Origin of the sequence: Myxococcus sp. AM010 (assembly GCF_013372585.1) — a bacterium.
In the GTDB taxonomy this organism is placed as follows: domain Bacteria; phylum Myxococcota; class Myxococcia; order Myxococcales; family Myxococcaceae; genus Myxococcus; species Myxococcus vastator.
Genome location: NZ_JABXEO010000077.1, coordinates 1 through 17016 on the forward strand (window position 1 = coordinate 1; position 17016 = coordinate 17016).

The following is a 17016-nucleotide window of genomic DNA, read 5'->3' on the forward strand; positions in this document are numbered from 1 at the left end:
GCCCAGCCCACCCGGACGCTGCCCGCGTTGCCGATGCCCATGGCCACCGTGAAGGTGACGCTCGCGAAGGAGATGGCAATCTGATGCGCCCCCACGCTCGCCGGCCCCAGGCCCGCCGCCAGCACCCCCGCCAGCGCGAACACGCCAATCTCCGCGGAGAAGTGGAGGCCAATGGGGATGCCCAGCTTCACCGCCCGGGCCAGGTCCGCCCACACGGGCAGGCGCGTGGAGGACTCGGCGCCCACCAGGGGCCTGCCCCGCACCGCGAACACCACCACGCCCAGCTGCACCGCGGTGCACAGCGTCGTCGCCATCGCGGAGCCCGCCACGCCCATGGCTGGAATCGCCCTCAGCGGCCCGAAGGCGGCCGGCAACACCTCACCGCCGAACACCAGCAGCACGTCCGCGGCCACGTTGAAGACGTTGGCCGCCACCGTCGCAATCACCAGCGGCCGTGTGTAGGCCGTGGACTGGCAATACGAGCGCACCATGAGGAAGGCCAGCATCAGCGGCATGCTGGGCGCGCGCCACAACAGGTAGTCCCGGGCGCCCGAGACCTCGGCCGCGCCAATGCCGCCCAAGAGCAGCAACGGCGGCGTCAGCAGCAGCAGCGCCCCCAACACCAGGCCCGAGAAGAGCGCCAGCCAGCCGCCCTGCCAGAGCAGCCCCCGGGCCCGGGTGAAGTGCCGCGCGCCCATGGCCTGGGACATCATCGGGTCGAACCCCATCATCAGGCCCATGCCGAAGCCGCTGACGGCGAAGAAGAGGCCGTTGCCCAGCCCCACCGCCGCCAGCGCGGACGTCCCCGCGCGCCCCATCACCAGCGTGTCCACCAACCCCATGAGCGCCTGCCCGCCCTGGGCGATGGCGATGGGGATCGCCAGCCGGGACAGCTCTCGGAGCTCGGTGCGGGGAGAATTCACGGAGGACGTCGGTAACACGGCGGTGGACATGGGGAGTGCGCCTATAGCGCCTTCCGGCAGGGAATGCGCTGCCCACGTCCGACGGCGCCGCGACCCCTCGCCTGACCAGGAGGCTGGTGATGCCATCCCCATGACACGTCCCCTGGGACACCCGGCGTCCCAGGGGGCGAGTCGCGCGTCAGCCCCGCGTCACGGCCCCTGGGGCCCTGGCTGAGCGGGCGCCGGAGGCAGGAAGGGCGCGGTGGCCAGCGGCGTCTGGAGGCTGCTCACGTGGGACACGCGCAGGCCCGCGTCGGAGATGGCGTACACGTAGTCGTCCGCCATGATGCTGCGGCGCACCGTGGGCTGCCAGTACCAGCTCCAGTGCGGGAAGTTGAACGCCTGGTACATGTCCCGCACGGAGACGGTGCCCACCGGCGAGAAGCCCGTGGCCGTGTCCACGCGGAAGACGCGCAGCTCACTGCGGAAGCCGGACCAGTAGTCGGAGGCGTTGTAATCCCAGTCCATGAAGGGCAGGGCCAGCAATCCCTTGGCGGGGAAGTAGGTGAAGGCCTTGTGCTCTTGGAGCGCCTCGCTGTGGCTGCTCATCGAGCCCAGCTGGTGCGTGAAGGTCTCCCTGGGCCGCGCCAGGTCGCTCACGTCGAAGAGCGACAGCTTGAGGGCGCGGTCCTGCCAGGTGCCGTCCTCGTTGCGGTGCTCGCCGAAGGTGAGCAGGTGCGTGTCGCCCAGCGGATGGATGTAGGTGGAGAAGCCGGGAATCTTCAGCTCGCCCACCATGCGCGGGTGCGCCGGGTCGCTCAGGTCGAAGGTGAAGAGCGGGTCCACCTGCCGGAAGGTGACGACGTAGCCGCGCGTGCCCACGAAGCGCGCGCTGAAGATGCGCTCGCCCCGGGCCAGGTCCTCGCTGCGCCCCAGCTGCTTCAGGTACCCGCCCTCTTCGCGCAGCGTCACCACGCGGTTGACCGTCTCCGGAGGCGTCCACACGGCGTCGCCATCCCCCGCGACCTCCTCCCCCGGGAGCTCCACGGTGGTGGCCACCCGCAGCACGCCCTCGTGCTCGTCCATGGCGAACTGGTTGACGACGTACCCCTCCACCGTGCCGCTGCCCACGTAGGTGGCCCGGTCCGGGTCGCGGATGTCGAACTTGTGGAGGTACGTGTGCGTCGTCTGGCCCGGCTCCGGCCACCACCACCAGTGGCGCGCCGCCAGGTAGAGCGCGTCATGGGACGCGTACACCTCGCCGGGCGCCGCCACCAGGCTGGTGCGGCCAGGCTCCGACTCGCTCGCGTCCAGGTTCAGCGACAGCACCGACACCAGGCCCAGGCCCGTGGGCGCGTTGGTGCGGTAGAACGACGTGCAGTCATACGCGAGCGGCTTCACCTCGCCGGCCGCCGTCACGCGGCGCCCAGGGGGGAGCCACTGCGCCAGCGTCTGCGCGCGGATGGCCTGCTCGTTCTGCTGGATGAGCGCGTCGATGTGCGCGGCCAGCCGGAGCCGGTTGTCGAAGAGCCCCCGCGAATACTCGGGGTAGAGGCGCACGTCCGCGGGCCAGCGGAACCCGTCCGACACCACCAGCCGCACGGCGCCCTCCACGCGCCGGGCGCTGAGGTAACCGCCGGGCAGGTATACCTGCTCCAGCACCCGCGGCGCCTCCAGGTCCGCCACGTCCACCACCGTCACCTTCACGGTGTTGCCGTGCCCGTAGCCGCCACAGCCGAAGCCGGCGCAGTCGAGTGCGGGCCCGTCCGTGACGCGGCCTCCCGAGCCCGAGCCCGGCCGCGGCTCGGACACCGCCGAGGTGATGACCAGCCGGTTGCGCTCGGGGTCGAGCAACATCTCCCGCGGCCAGCCCTCCACTTCCAGCGCGGCCGTCCGCGCGAGCTGCTCGGCGGGCCAGGAGCGGTGGAGGTAGAGCCGCTGCCCCGACAGCACGAAGATGCGCGTGCCATCGTTCTGCACGAAGTCGGCCTCGTGCACGCCGGACACCTGGTTGTTCGTGCCCGTGTAGTCGGTGGGGCTGCCGCCGCCGCCAGCGGAGTCTTCCTGCGGTGCCCCGACCGTGGGCGTGGGCGGCGCCTCACCCCCTCGGCCACCCCCGTAGGTGTACTGCTTGTAGACCTCCAGCACCGCGCGCATCTGCTTCGTCGCGGTGTCCTCGATGTGCTGCTCCAGGGCCTCGCAGCCGGGGAAGGTCTCCAGCCGGGCCTCCTGCCGCACGGGCTCGTTGCCGAACGGTGGCGGCGGCTTGCTTCCCTCGTCACCACACCCCACCGCGACGACCGCCACCACTCCGGCCCAACTCCAGCGTTTCCACTGCTGCATTCGCCCCTCCCTCTGCGCTTCGGCCCCACTGGCGGCCCACGGGCCTCCCCGGTGTCACGCCAGCGGCGGCCGGGCCTTGTTGCCACTGGCGTGCCAGGGCCTCGCCCCCTGTGAACCCAGGCCTGTCGAGCGGTCGCGCGGCCCCGCGCCTCTCAGAAACCTGAGGCGCGCGGTGAACCTGGAGCCGGAAAACCGAGACCCCGGGGCACGAAGCGGACGAACTGCTGGGTGAGCACCGGGTCCATGTGCTCCAGCCGCAGCCCCATGCCCACCGCGGACCGGAAGGCGCCCTGCGGCAGGGGCGGGTTGGACCACGCCACCGTCGCCTCGGCGGTGCAGGGCGAGCGCTGGCCCGCGAGCAACACCTTCAGCGTCAGCCGCGTGCCCTCGCGCGCTGGCGTCAGGGTGCGCACGAAGAGCGCGCCCGGCCCCGCGTCATGGCTGAAGCCCGACAGCGTCGTCCCGTTGGCCGTGGTGAACTCCACCACCGTGAAGAAGGGCACGCGCTCGGCGGCGCGCAGCGGGGTGTGGCCCGGGACCAGCCGCCCCAGGACGCGGCCGAGCAGCTCGTCCGCGCCCAGGTGACGCTTCTCCAGGAGCGGCGCGCCCCCCAGCGCCTGCGCCCGGGCGAGCACCTCCTGCGACTCCTCCGCGCGCGACAGCAGCACCAGCGGCTTGCGCGGGTGCGCGTCGTGGAGCTTCGTGGCCAGGGCCAGCGCCTCGCGCGGCGTGCGCGACACGTCCACCACGAAGCCATCCAGGTGCGCGCCGTGCTCCGCCGCCAGGTTCGCCGCGTCCCCCATGTCCCGTGCGTAGAGGACGTGAAGGCCCTCCTGCTCCAGCGAGCCGCCCAGGAAGGTGTGCAGGAAGCGCCCGCCCTCCACCAGCAGCACCCGGCGCCCTCGCGGCAGGCCCTCGCGGACACGCTCCCGGGCCTGGCGCACCGCGGCCAGCTTCGCCTCCAGGGCGCCCAGCGCCACCGGCTTGGGCAGGAAGTCGTCGGCGCCCGCGCGCCAGCAGTGCATCACCTCGTGGGGCTCGCCGCCGGAGGTGAACATGATGACGGGCACGTTGCGCCCCGCCGGGTGGGCCTTCACCAGCCGGCACACTTCATCACCCTGCATGCGCTCCATGCGCAGGTCCAACAGGATGAGCGCCGGGGTGCGCCGGGCCAGCTCGGCCATGCAGGTCTCGCCGCCCTCCAGCGCCACCGCCTCGCAGCCCAGCCGCGTCAGGTGCAGGCGCACCACCTCCCGGGCGGTGCGGGAGTCATCCACCACGAACACGGTGTCACGCGCGTTGGGAGGAGGGCTCATACGCTCACGGATAGGTGGAAAGAGGTGCCAAGGCCACGGGCGCCCGGGGCCACCGTTCGGGGATGGACGCTCAGGCGCGAGGCTCCTGGCGACCGGACAACAACCGCGTGAGCTGCTTGGCGATGGTGGCGCACTGCGCCGCGTTGCCGCTGTCCAGGGCGGACCGGCCGCCATCCAGCAGGCGCTGCACCGTGCCCAGGGTGGCCTGCGCCTCCGGGCTGGGGTTCTCCTGGGCGCTGCGCTGGAGGAGCCGCGCCAGCTTCTCCCCGCGCTCCAGCAGCTTGCGGAACAGCTCCTCCGCGCGCTTCGAGTCCACCACGCCCTGCGAGCGCGCGTAGTGGGCCTGCTCCGCGCCCAGCTTCTCCGCCTCGCCCTGCGGCAACCCGGCGCGGGCCTCCAGCCGCACGGCCTCCATGTTGCCGGTGGTCAGGTCCGTGGCCTTGACGGAGAGAATCGCCTCACTGGACAGCTCGAAGACGACCTCCAGCGGCACGTCTCCGCGCGAGGCGACGTGGAGGCGCTTGAGCACCACCTCGCCCAGCTTGTAGTTCTCGTCCTGGAACTCGCTCTCGCCCTGGTACACGGGGATGCGCGCTTCCTGCTGGCCGGAGCTGCCCGGATAGAAGATGTCCCGCGCCACCACCGGCACGCCGGTGTTCTTCGGGATGAGCCGCTTCACGCGCCCGCCCATGACGCCCACGCCCAGGCTCTGGGTGGCGACGTCCAGCAGCAGCGCCTGACCGGACTGGCGGATGAGCTCGTCGGCCTGCACCGCGGCGCCCAGCGCGACGGCCTCGTCGGGGTGCACGTCCGTGGAGGGCGCGCGGCCGAAGAAGTCCGCCACCAGCCGCCGCACCAGCGGCACGCGCGTCATGCCGCCCACCAGCAGCACCACGTCCACCGCGTGCGGGTCCATCTTCGCGTCGCGCATCACCGACTCGCAGACGTCCAGGCAGCGGCGCGACAGCGGCTCGGACAGCGTTTCGAAGAAGGAGCGCGTCAGCACCGTCTCCAGCTCCGCCATCCGCTTGCCGGGCGCCGAGTGGTCTCCCAGCCCGGCGACGTAGATGGACGCCTCTTCCTTCTCGGTGAGCTCGCGCTTGGCGGACTCGGCGGCCACCTTCAGCCGGCGCAGGCTCTGCGCGTCCTGCGACACCACGTGCCGCAGCTCATCGTCCACCTGCGCCAGCAGCCACTGGACGATGCGCTGGTCGAAGTCCTCGCCGCCCAGCTTCGGGTCGCCGCCGGTGGCGCGCACCTCGAAGACGCCGGACTTCACCTCGAGGATGGACACATCGAAGGTGCCACCGCCCAGGTCGAACACCAGCGCGTTGCCCTCGAAGCCGCGCGACAGGCCATACGCCAGCGCCGCGGCGGTGGGCTCGTTCACCAGCCGCACCACGTCCAGCCCGGCGATGCTGGCCGCCTCGCGCGTGGCCTGCCGCTGGTTGTCGTCGAAGTTGGCCGGGACGGTGATGACGCACTTGGTGACGGGGCGGCCGAAGTGCGCCTGCGCGTCCAGGGCCAGCTCGCCCAGAATCATCGCGGACACCTGCGTGACGGGCATCACCCGCCCGGCGAGCCGCACGCGCACGTCGCCAGCGGGCCCGGCCACCAGCGGATACGGCACCAGCGCCTTCGCCTCCTGAATCAGCTCCGGCGTGTAGCGGCGCCCCAGGAAGCGCTTGGTGGCCCACACCACGGAGTCCGGGTGCTCCTCGGCCAGGGATTGTGCAGCGACGCCCACCACGCGCTCGCCAGCTTTGTTCACGCCCAGCGTGGACGGCGTCAACCGGCCACCCGCGCGCGCGGGAATCAGGCGCGGGCGTCCGTCTTCCACGGTCGCCACGGCGCTGTTGGTAGTACCCAGGTCGATGCCGATGACGGGGTCATGCATGGGGGGCCGAGAGGACACCACCCTACGGGTGTTCGCGCCAGCTCGCCAAGCCCCCTTCCCGCGCCTGCCTGCCGATAAGCGTCGCTTTCCCACGCCGCGGCCCGGGCCGGCAGGCGTGCCCCGGGTGACAGGGCGCCCCGATGCCAGGGACGTTGCTCGGGGGAAATGCCCGTGCTAAGGGCGCGACCGCCATGGTGAACGTGTCGATCGCCCGCCGCTACGCCCGCGCCCTCCTCGATGTCGCTTCAGAGGCGGGCCGCACTGACGCCGTCGCCGAGCAGCTCACCGCCTTCGCTGACGTCATCGCGAAGAACGCCGAGCTGACGGATGTGCTCGTCAACCCCGCCTACACCCGCGAGCAGCGCCTGCGGGTGGTGGAGTCGGTGATGACGGCCATCCCCGGCGGCGTGGAGCCCACGCTGGCCAACACCCTCCGCCTGCTGGTGGACCGCAACCGCCTGGGTTACCTGGCGGACATCGCCCGCCTCTACCGCGACATGGCGGATGCCCGTGCCGGCCGCGTCCGGGGCCACGTCACCAGCGCCGCGCCGCTCCCGGCCGACGCCCTGGCCCAGCTCCAGCAGACCCTGCAGCAGCTCACCCAGCGCAACGTCCTGCTGGAGACGCGCGTGGACCCCAGCCTGCTGGGGGGGGTCGCCGCTCAGGTGGGCAGCATCCTCTACGACGGCAGCATCCGGACCCAGCTCGAGGAGCTGCGCCGCGAGCTGAAGCAGCGCTGAGGCCTGCCCGCTCGCCGGGCAACCAACGTTCCAGGTCGTCTTCATCACCCCGCAGTCCAGGGCTAACCGGTATTCCCAGCGGGCCCTGACAGCGGTATACTCGCCAGCGGAACGGGACAGCCCCGTGCCGCCTGGACGACCTGACCATGCCGCAGTCCCTACTCCACCGGTATTCCGAAGGTCCGTCCACGCTGGCGGCGCCCGAGGAGGCGCGGCCCTTCCTGGGGGCCCTGCTGAGCGCGGCGGGGTGTGGCGTGGCCCTGCTGGACCGGGAGCTGCGTCCGGTGTGGGTGAATGCCACGCTGGCGGCGCTGTCCGGCCTGGAGCCGCGCGCGCACGTGGGCCGTCCGTTGGCGGAGCTGTGGCCGCAGGTGGCGCAGGCGCTGTCGCCGCTGCTGGCCCGGGCGCTCTCCGGGGAGGACGTGACGGAGACCCCCGTGCGCGGCGTGCTGGCTCCCGCTGCGGGTGAGCGGCACCTGCGGGTGGGCCTGTCCCCGGCGCTGCAGGGCGGCGCGCTGGCAGGGGTGGCGCTGTGGGTGCGCGACGAGACGGAGCGCGTCCTGGAGGAGCAACGGCTGCGCGCGCGGGAGTCGCACATGCGCAGCCTGGCGGACGTGGCCTGTGACGGGCACTTCCTGCATGACAACGGCATCGTGATGGACGCCAACCGGGCGATGTCCCAGCTGCTGGGCTACGCGTCTCCGTCGGAGATGATCGGCCGGCACCTGGCGGACTACGTCGCCCCGGAGTTCCGCTCGCAGGTGGGGCTGGTGCTGAGCCGCGGGCTGGAGACGCCCTATGAGGTGGTCGTCCTCCGCCGGGATGGCCAGCGGCTGCCCCTGGAGGTGCTGGGGCGCTACGTGACGTGGGAAGGCCGGCAGGTGCGGCTGGCCGCGGTCTGGGACATCAGCAGCCGCAAGGCCGCCGAGGAGCGCTCCGCGAGCACCGAGCAGTTCCGGCACCAGATGCTGGGTGTGGTGGACGCGGAGCTGCGAGCGCCCCTGCAATCACTGCAGGAAGGCACGCGCTCCCTGCAGCGGATGGACGGGCTGGAGGAGCCGCAGCGCACGCTGGTGGGCCAGGTGGCCCGGTCCGCCCGGCGCATGGAGCGGATGCTCCAGGAGCTGATGGATTTCACCCGCACGCGGCTGACGGGCGGGCTGGCGCTGCGGCCGGAGCCCGCCGTGCTGGACGCGGTGGTGGAGCGCGTCGTGGAGGAGCGCCGCCGCGAGCATCCCCGGCGCACCCTCCACCTGGAGACGGAAGGCGACCTGCGCGGCCACTGGGACACCCGCCGGCTGGCACAGCTGGCCGACAACCTGCTGGGCAGCGTGCTCCATCAAGGCGCCGAGGAGTCGCCAATCACCCTGCGCGTGGCGGGCGCGGTGGGCGGCGTCACGCTTTGCGTGAAGAGCCCTGGACTGACCGTGGTGGCGGAAGAGCACTCCTCCCTCTTCGAGCCCTTCCGCAAGGAGCGCGGCGCCACCCCAGAGGGCCTGGGCCTGGGGCTCTACCTCGCGCGGCAGATCGCCGTGGCCCACGGGGGGAAGCTGGCGGTGGAGTCCTGCTCCGGGGGCGGCGTCAGCTTCACCGCCTGGCTGCCCCGTGAGGGAGCGGGACACTGAAGGCCTTGGGGCCTGTCGCCGACCGCATTGCAGCGGGTGGGTGTGCATGGTAAGGGGCCCCGACTTCAAGGTTTCGGCGGCCTGCTCCACGTCGGCCGCCCCTGCGCAAGGACGCATACGCTCATGGAAATCCGCGCCGACGAGATCAGCAGAATCATCCGGGAGCAGATCAAGGATTACGGGAAGAAGGTCACCGTCGCGGAGACGGGGACCGTGCTGTCCGTCGGTGACGGTATCGCGCGCATCTACGGCCTCGAGGGCGCGCTCGCCGGTGAGCTGGTGGAGTTCGCCAACGGCGTGCAGGGCCTCGTGCTCAACCTGGAAGAGGACAACGTCGGCGTCGCCATCATGGGTGACTTCCAGGCCATCCGTGAGGGCGACACCGTCAAGCGCACTCAGCAGATTGCCTCCGTGCCGGTGGGCAAGGAGCTGCTCGGCCGCGTGGTGGACCCGCTCGGCAAGCCGCTGGACGGCAAGGGCCCCATCGCGGCCACGGAGATGCGCCGCCTGGAGGTGAAGGCGCCCGGCATCGTGGCCCGCAAGAGCGTGCACGAGCCCCTGCAGACGGGCATCAAGGCGCTGGACGCGCTGGTGCCGGTGGGTCGTGGTCAGCGCGAGCTCATCATCGGTGACCGCCAGACGGGCAAGACGGCCGTCGCCATCGACACCATCATCAACCAGAAGGGCCTGAACGTTTACTGCATCTACGTGGCCATCGGCCAGAAGCAGTCGACGGTGGCCCAGGTGGTGGAGAAGCTGAACCGCTTCGGCGCCATGGAGTACACCACGGTGGTGGCGTCCAACGCCTCCGACCCGGCCCCCATGCAGTTCTTCGCGCCGTACGCCGGCGTGGCCATGGGCGAGTACTTCCGCGACAACAAGATGCACGCGCTCATCGTGTACGACGACCTGTCCAAGCAGGCCGTGGCGTACCGCCAGCTGTCGCTGCTGCTCCGCCGCCCGCCGGGACGCGAGGCCTACCCCGGCGACGTGTTCTACGTGCACAGCCGCCTGCTGGAGCGCGCCGCCAAGCTGTCCGACGAGGAGGGCGCCGGTTCGCTCACCGCGCTCCCCATCATCGAGACGCAGGCCGGTGACGTGTCGGCGTACATCCCGACGAACGTCATCTCCATCACCGACGGGCAGATCTTCCTGGAGACGGACCTCTTCTTCGCCGGCGTCCGCCCGGCCATCAACGTGGGCCTCTCCGTGTCCCGCGTCGGTTCGGCCGCGCAGATCAAGGCCATGAAGCAGGTGGCCGGCACCATGAAGCTGGAGCTCGCGCAGTACCGCGAGCTGGCCGCCTTCTCCCAGTTCGGCTCCGACCTGGACAAGGCCACCCAGGAGACGCTGGCGCGCGGCGCCCGCATGGTGGAGCTGCTCAAGCAGGGCCAGTACGAGCCCATGCCCGTCGAGAAGCAGGTCATGCAGATCTACGCCGCCACCAACCGCGACGACCCCAAGAAGCGCGGCTGGATTCGCGACATCCCGGTGGCCGACGTGGTGCGCTGGATGCGTGAGTTCCTGGAGTTCGCCGACGGCAAGCACCCGAACGTCGCCAAGGACCTGGCGTCGAAGCGCGAGCTGACCGCCGACATCAAGACGGCGCTGAGCAAGGCCATCACCGAGTTCAACGAGGTCTTCCAGCCGACGCCGGGCGCCAAGGTTTAACGCCCCCGCCGGTTGTGGCCCACGCGCCCCGCGCTCCCTTCACCGGGAGGCGGGGCTTCGTGTTTCCGCGGGCCCGGCCTTCAGCGCAGGCGGGGCAGCACGCCGTGCAGGCTGCGGTCCACGCCGCCGCGCGCGCCCAGCAGCTCCATGGCCTTCAGCTCGTAGGGCAGCACGTTGTCGCGGGCCACCAGCTGCACGTGCGCGCCCAGGGCGGCGGGCAGCGCCAGGTCCAGCTCGTAGATGTCACCGGCCACCAGCGTCTGCTCTGGCGTGGTGCCCGTGGCCTCCCAGACGCGCTTGAGGGCCTGGAAGTACCGGCCCCGGCGCAGGTAGACGGGGCGGCGCAGCACGCCGTCCAGCGTCTGCGTCTCCGGCACCGCGGTGAAGCGGGCATCCGGCGCGTCCGGCGGGTCCAGGAGGAACTTGCGCGCGTCCCCGGACACCGTCAGCTTCTCGCGCCCCTTGGGCGCCAGCTGGTCCAGCTTCTTCTCCACCAAATCCGTGTGCGCGTTGGTCACCACCGTCACCGGCAGGCCCGTGGCCACCAGCGCCTCCAGCACCTCCTTCGCCTCCGGCTTGAAGGCGGTGGCCGAGTGCGCGTAGGCCTCGCGGTAGAGCTTCTGCACCACGTCGGAGCGGCGGGCCTCGTCCTGGCCCTGCCCGAAGCGCTGCATGAGGCGGTGGGCCGCGCAGGTGGCCGTCAGGTACGGGTCCGCCGTCGCGGGCGCCACCACCCGGCCGCCCAAATCCCAGCCCAGCGCGTCCGCGCCCGCGCGCAACGCGGCGACCTCCTCCTCCCACGCGGACTCCAGGTCCTCCCCTACCGCCGCCGCCAGGCCCTGCCGGAAATGCCGGAGGAAGGGCGCGCTCTCCGCCGCCACGTCCGTGAAGGTTCCGTCGAAGTCCAGCACCACGCACGCAATCGCCATCAGACCACCGGCTCCCGAAGTTGAGGAAAGGGGCCGGATGACGCCTCACCCACGGGCCTCGAATCAAGCCCAGCCGCATCAACCGGCGGCCGGGGGGCTGCGCCCTGGCCTCGGGGTGGCCAGCACGCCTCGCTGTGGCGCGCGCTCCCACGTCCTCCCCTTGAAGCCTACCCCGCATGGGCCGCTAACCTCGCGGACATGGAAGCGATGCAGCGAAACGAGTCGGCGCCCCCGCGCCGGGCGTGGCTGCCCTGGGGCCTGCTGGTGAGCGCGGTGCTGCTCGCCACGACAGGGGCCTGGGCGGGTTCGCGCTCCATCTCCGCCCTGGTGGAACGCAACGACGCCCTGACACGCGAGGCGGCCGAGTCCGAGGCCCGCGTGGCCGAGCTCCAGGCCCTGCGCGAGGCCATGTCGCGCCGGCTGCGGACATTGGAGCAACAGCACCACGCCGCCTATGCCGCCGCGGTGACGGCCACCGCCGCGTGCACCACGGCGCTCCAGCCGCCGCCCGCGCCGGGCAAGCCCGAGCCCCGGCGCCTGGCCAAGGCCAAGAAGCAGGGACGGCGCTGACAGCGCGTGGCCTCCACGTCCACACCCCTTGAGCGGGTGTGGCCCCCCAGGCAACAGGGCCCGCTGGCAACCCCGCGAAACCGCGGGCCTGAGCGTCCGGCCCGCTACGTGCTACCCCGGGAGTCATCGAGTCCCTTTTCGCTCCGAGGTCCACGCTTTATGTCGCCCTTCGCGCTTCGCCTTTCCTCGCGCTCCTCGCGGGCCGCGCTCCTGTTCCTGACCGCGCTGCTGCTTCCCCAGGCTCCGGTTCAGGCGGAGCCCGGCATCCGCATCCTGAACTCGCTCCGCACCGAGGAGCTGGCCTTCAACGCGCTCACCAGCAACCGGGCCGCGCTGGATGCCCTCACCACGATGCCACTGCACACGCAGTCGTTCGCCACCGACGGACGGCTGAAGCACACGCTGGAGCACCCACCTGCCCGGGAAGTGATGACCTACCTGACCGAGTGCGCGTTGCCGCCGGGCGCCACCGTGAAGTGGAAGAGCCGCGCCGGCGACATCTACAGCTTCAAGGGCGAGCTGGGGCTGTGCCCGGAGTGGGAGAAGGACAAGCCGACCCAGGCCTGCCTGGGCTACGTGACGGCCTGTCTGCTGGCGCGCAACAACGCCTTCGGGGACAGCGTGATGGTGTCCATGCGCGGCGAGGACTCGCGCGAGCTCCGGCGCTTCAACCCCTCAGGCAACCACCGGGAGTGGAGCCCCATGTTCCTGCCCTGCGCGTCGGGTGAGGCGGGCCTCCAGGCCGAGTGCGGCTGGCTGGGGGAGCACGTGGGCGCCTGCACCCCGGGCGAGAAGGTGACGGTGGCCGCGGGCGCGCCCCACCCGGAAACCTGCACCGGCCGCCTGGGCCGCATCTTCGGCGACCGGGTGCTGCGCGTGTGCGAGGACCCGCGGGGCTGCGCCTGGGAGGACCGCCTGGCCGACACGCTCGACAACCCCTGCGGCGGCATCGAGCCCAGCGTCGACTTCAAGTGCCCCGCGAGCGGCCGCTACAGCATCATGTCCGCGCCCTACAGCCGCGCCGCGACGCCGGGTTCTTGGGTGGCCCCGGTTGCCACCGCCGGCACCTACCCGGCCGAGCCCTTCGGCGCGTACACGTTCCGGGAGGGCGCCTTCTACGGAAACATGTTCGACTCGCGCGAGCTGACGGTGGAGGTCGTCCTCAACCCGGATACCTTCGAGCCCAAGCTCGTCAACCTGCGCTTCAAGGGCGTGGTCCACGACAACGTCCACGCCTGCCACGGCCGGGACTGGGTGGACGGCGACAGCCACCTGCGCTCGCGCATCTGCGCCAACGCCGACATCGGCGGCCAGAGCATCTCCGGCTGCATGGCGCACGCGGCGGGCCCCTGCGAGCCGGGCAGCTACAACCCCCGCCCCGCCCGCTGCAAGTTGAATGACGGCGCCGCCGTCTGGGGAGACGGCGACTTCGAGGGCTGCGACGACTCGCGCGGCGTCCATCACCCCGAGCCCATCACCGTGTTCCTGCGCTCGCCCTGCGAGGATGTGGACCCCAAGGCGCAGACCACCTGTGGGGGGACGTGTGACTACTCCGTGTCCCCTCCCAAGTGCACGGATTCGTGCAAGCTCGCGAAGTCCCCGGGCCAGTGCCTGCAGACGGACGCGTGCCTGAAAGACCCCGCCGCCTGCCCAGCGCCGCCCAAGCAATGACGCGGATTGAATAAAGCAGGCCGCCGGGCGTCCAGGACTCCGGCGGCCGCATCCCCGGCCCATCCCCAGGAGCTGACCCCGTGTTCCCAATCCGGACCCTGCTGTGTGCCCTTCTCGCGCTCGCGCTGGGTCTGGGTCCCACGGCGGCCGAGGCCCGCTTCGGCAAGCGCTCGCGGCCGTCCCAGAGCGAGCCGAAGCGGGATGGGGATGACAAGGAGCACGGGGCCTCCGCCATCGGCTCGGACGACGATGACGACGACGCGCCCCGGCGGACGTCCCGGCCGCGCTCCTCGCGCAACCGGCGGTACGCGAGTGGCGGCTCGAGCACCACGTCGGTGAGCTGGCTCTCCTTCTTCTTCGCCACCGGCAACCACCGGCTGAGCCTGTCGCCGGAGCTGCGCGGGGCGCGCCACGCGGCGCCGCTGTCCTTCCGCCTGGGCCTCCAGGGCGGGCCCGTCAACGAAGGGGGCGGCGGCGCCGACCTGTTCCTCGGGCTGGAGGGCCGGCGCTTCGGCGTGGACCTGCGGCTGACGGGCCTGGGCCTGCCCACGGATGATGGGACGAGCGGCTCGGACTCCATCACCCTGACGCAGTCCCACCTCACCTGGGCGCTCATCTCCCACGAGCGTGCCCGCGTGCGCGCGGAGGCGGGCGTCAGCACCGCGCACGCGCCGGACATCACCTTCGTCGGCCCCAGCCTCGGCGCCTCCCTGGAGGCCTGCATCGCCGGCCCCCTGGACCTGGAGGCCCGCGTGCAGGTGACGCCCTTCCCCTACCGGCAGGTGGACGCGAGCGCCGCGCTGGCGCTGCACCTGGGCGCGGTGGTGCTGCGCGGCGGCTACCGCGGCATGGTGCTGGACGACGCCGGCTACGTGGATGGCGTCTCCCACGTCGACACCTTCTACGGCCCCTTCCTGGGCCTGGGCCTCACCTACTGACGTCTTCTGGAGCCCTCACGCGGGCGTCTTCACCGCGCCGCTGGCCACCGGGCAGTGCCGCCGCGTCGCCTCCAGCAGCATCTCCAGTCGCACGGGCTTGCGCAGCACCCCCGCCGCGCCAGGCGGCAGCGGCCCGGCCTCCGCCGTCATCACCACCACCCGCGTCCCGGCGAAGCGCTCATCGGACCGCAGCCGCTCGAGCAGCCCTCGCCCGTCCACGCGCGGAATCTCCCAGTCGAGCAGCACCAGGCAGGGGGACTCCAACGCCGCGAGCACGCGAAGGGCCTCCACGGCGTTGATGGCCATGGACACCTCGAAGCCCTCGTCGTGCAGCGCTTCCGCCATGGCCCCCCGAACGTCCGGGTCATCCTCCACAATCAGGACCTGCGGCTGCACCACGGGATGAGTCACACCCGGCACCCTAGTCCCTCCTTCGCGCCCAGGCACGAGCGACTTCGCCGCATCCCGCTCTCTGTCAAAGCATGAGCATCTGCCGGGCCCGAGCATGCAGATATTACAGCTCGGGAAAGGCCGCTGCCGCCCGCCAGCACCACGCGCCACATTCGCGGCGACGGCGAACCCCGCCGCGGTGTCCGGCGCCGCACAGCACGCGCTGGTGGACGACACGTCGCGCTGGAGGCCCATGGTCCGTGGGGAGGGAAGGCGGTTGAATCCGCCCGCCCCCGAAACCCCCACGAGGAGTGGACCTTGCCCGCATCCAAGGCCGTGCTGTGCGCCGCGCTCGCGGCGGGTGTCCTGCTGGGCACCTCCCCCGCCCAGGCGCGCTTCGGCAAGCGCGGCACCTCCTCGTCCTCGTCTTCGTCCCGGAGCCCGCCCCGCCAGGCCCCCCGTCCCAGGTGTCGCGCGGCGCCCGGGCTCATCCCGCGTCCGCCGTTGGCCAGCGCCGCGAGCGCTCGCGCGGCAACCGCCGCGCCCACCCGGCCTCCGCCATTGGCCGCGAGCGCACGCCCCGGGGTGACGACGCGCCCCGGCGGCGCGTCACGCGCGTGCGCCGGCTGCCACCGGGCGTCATCGTCACGGGGGCCCTCATCGGCGCCACCCGCCCGGGCTTCGCCTCCGCGCGGCCCGCCCAGCGGGTGATGCGCGAGCCGGAGGACACGGTGCCGCTGCTGGTGCGCATGGGCGTGCAGGGGGACTTGCTGGGCGACGCCGGGGCCATGGGGCTCTTCATGGCCATGGACGGCCGCCGCCTGGGCCTGGACACGCGCATCACCGGCATGACGCTGCCCGCGACGGACGGCTCGGGGGCCACCGACCGCATCACCCTGCTGAGCGCGCATGCCTCCGCGGCGCTGTGGGCGGGCGCGCGGGGCCGGCTGCGGCTGGAGGGCGGCTTCGCCAGCGCGCATGCGCCGAGCATCCTCTTCGTGGGCCCCAGCTTCGCCGCGTCCGCGGAGGCCTGCATCGGCGCCTCGCCAGTGGACATCGAGGCGCGCATCCAGGCGGTGCCGTTCCCGCACCGTCAGGTGGATGCCCAGGCCGGCCTGGCCCTGCACGCGGGCGCGCTCAACCTGCGCGGTGGCTGGCGCGCGCTCTACCTCAACGATGCCGGGCACACGAACGGGGAGGAGCAAGTCGAGCGGCTCACCGGCCCGTACCTGGGGCTGGGCCTCACGTTCTGACGCGTCCAGTGGTACTGGCCGGAGCCCCTGTCTCACGGGCCCCAGCCAGCCCTCCGTCACGCGTTACTCGTCGGACGCGGCGGCCATGGGCGCAGAACCGCCGCCCAGCTCACCTCCCAGCTCCGCCACGTTGGACGTCGCCGGGCCGGTGCCGCGCTTGCTGGTGCCGCGCCGCTTGGGCGGAGGCGCCAGCCGCGGCTGCGTGCCGAACAGGCGCTCGTACGTCTCCGGCGTGTTGATGTTCACCACCACGCCCGGGTCCTTCACCGGCACGCGGCGCACCTTCATCGCCGCCAGCGCGGGCTCCAGTTGCGGGCCGTCCGCGGCGCGCAGCCGCTCCGCCCCGCTCCGGGAGAGCACCAGCGGCCAGCCGGGCGCGCCCTCGAACTCCGGCCGCAGCAGCTCATCCGCGTCTTGCGCCATCTTCAGGAGCGACTTGAGCGTGGACGCGCGCAGCGCCGGCATGTCCACCGGATGCAGCAACACCACGTCCGCGCCCGCCTCCAGCGCGGCCTCCAGCCCCGCCTTTATCGACAGGAGGGGCCCCTCCTGCCACCGCTCCGCTTCCACCAGCTCCATTCCCGGATGCTGCTCGCGCACCGCCTCGGAGTCCTTCCCCACCACGCCGAGCACCATGGAACCCGCCTTGCCAAAGGTGGATGCCAGGGACTGGAGGAAGCTCTTGCCTCCCTCATGCTCGATAAGCGCCTTGGGGTGGCCCATCCGCCGGGCCTCACCCGCAGCGAGGATGATCGCCACTGCCTTCATGCC

Annotated in this window: 14 protein-coding genes; 7 read left to right on the forward strand and 7 right to left on the reverse strand. The window is 72.2% G+C overall.

Features of this window, described 5'->3' with window-relative positions; genetic code table 11:
• The 4 genes from HV826_RS28230 to HV826_RS28245 all read right to left on the reverse strand — a co-directional run.
• On the reverse strand, positions 1-923 hold a 923-nt coding region (locus HV826_RS28230; protein ID WP_368671008.1), incomplete at its 3' end, for an MATE family efflux transporter.
• A 189-nt stretch (positions 924-1112) separates the two neighbouring features.
• Positions 1113-3245 carry a beta-propeller domain-containing protein gene (locus tag HV826_RS28235; protein ID WP_217918820.1) on the reverse strand — a complete coding sequence of 711 codons (2133 nt, stop codon included), beginning with the start codon at positions 3243-3245 and terminating at the stop codon, positions 1113-1115.
• A gap of 152 nt (positions 3246-3397) precedes the next feature.
• Positions 3398-4561 (reverse strand): TIGR02266 family protein, encoded by a 1164-nt coding sequence (locus HV826_RS28240; protein ID WP_176420072.1) that lies wholly within the window; start codon positions 4559-4561, stop codon positions 3398-3400.
• A 70-nt stretch (positions 4562-4631) separates the two neighbouring features.
• The gene (locus HV826_RS28245) at positions 4632-6458 is read right to left on the reverse strand and encodes an Hsp70 family protein (protein ID WP_176420073.1); all 1827 of its coding nucleotides are present in this window, start codon (positions 6456-6458) and stop codon (positions 4632-4634) included.
• 191 nt (positions 6459-6649) lie between these two features.
• On the opposite strand from HV826_RS28245, the gene atpH reads away from it, so the two are divergent.
• The 3 genes from atpH (at position 6650) to atpA (ending at position 10494) form a co-directional block, all read left to right on the forward strand.
• Positions 6650-7198 carry an ATP synthase F1 subunit delta gene (atpH, locus tag HV826_RS28250; protein WP_176420074.1) on the forward strand — a complete coding sequence of 183 codons (549 nt, stop codon included), beginning with the start codon at positions 6650-6652 and terminating at the stop codon, positions 7196-7198.
• A 146-nt stretch (positions 7199-7344) separates the two neighbouring features.
• Complete coding sequence (locus HV826_RS28255; RefSeq protein ID WP_176420075.1) at positions 7345-8823, forward strand: PAS domain S-box protein; 1479 nt, start codon at positions 7345-7347, stop codon at positions 8821-8823.
• Between the two features lie 123 nt (positions 8824-8946).
• Entirely contained in the window at positions 8947-10494 is a 1548-nt protein-coding gene (atpA, locus tag HV826_RS28260) for a F0F1 ATP synthase subunit alpha (protein ID WP_176420076.1), read from the forward strand.
• 80 nt (positions 10495-10574) lie between these two features.
• Here atpA and HV826_RS28265 read toward each other — a convergent pair whose 3' ends face one another.
• On the reverse strand, positions 10575-11423 hold the full coding sequence (locus HV826_RS28265) for an HAD family hydrolase (protein ID WP_176420077.1): 849 nt from the start codon (positions 11421-11423) through the stop codon (positions 10575-10577).
• A gap of 207 nt (positions 11424-11630) precedes the next feature.
• On the opposite strand from HV826_RS28265, the gene HV826_RS28270 reads away from it, so the two are divergent.
• The 3 genes from HV826_RS28270 (at position 11631) to HV826_RS28280 (ending at position 14602) form a co-directional block, all read left to right on the forward strand.
• The gene (locus HV826_RS28270) at positions 11631-11993 is read left to right on the forward strand and encodes a hypothetical protein (RefSeq protein ID WP_225909612.1); all 363 of its coding nucleotides are present in this window, start codon (positions 11631-11633) and stop codon (positions 11991-11993) included.
• A 159-nt stretch (positions 11994-12152) separates the two neighbouring features.
• Positions 12153-13664 carry a hypothetical protein gene (locus HV826_RS28275; RefSeq protein WP_255208481.1) on the forward strand — a complete coding sequence of 504 codons (1512 nt, stop codon included), beginning with the start codon at positions 12153-12155 and terminating at the stop codon, positions 13662-13664.
• Between the two features lie 80 nt (positions 13665-13744).
• Positions 13745-14602 (forward strand): hypothetical protein, encoded by an 858-nt coding sequence (locus HV826_RS28280; protein ID WP_176420079.1) that lies wholly within the window; start codon positions 13745-13747, stop codon positions 14600-14602.
• 15 nt (positions 14603-14617) lie between these two features.
• On the opposite strand, the gene HV826_RS28285 is transcribed toward HV826_RS28280, so the two are convergent.
• Positions 14618-15022, reverse strand: a complete 405-nt coding sequence (locus HV826_RS28285; protein WP_176420080.1) for a response regulator — start codon at positions 15020-15022, stop codon at positions 14618-14620.
• Between the two features lie 437 nt (positions 15023-15459).
• Between HV826_RS28285 and HV826_RS28290 the strand changes: the two genes are divergently transcribed.
• Positions 15460-16245: a hypothetical protein gene (locus tag HV826_RS28290; protein ID WP_255217458.1), complete on the forward strand. Its 786-nt coding sequence runs from the start codon at positions 15460-15462 to the stop codon at positions 16243-16245.
• A gap of 63 nt (positions 16246-16308) precedes the next feature.
• On the opposite strand, the gene HV826_RS28295 is transcribed toward HV826_RS28290, so the two are convergent.
• A complete protein-coding gene (locus HV826_RS28295) occupies positions 16309-17013 on the reverse strand; it encodes an NTP transferase domain-containing protein (protein WP_176420081.1) in 705 nt (234 codons plus the stop codon).
• Positions 17014-17016: the final 3 nt, after the last annotated feature.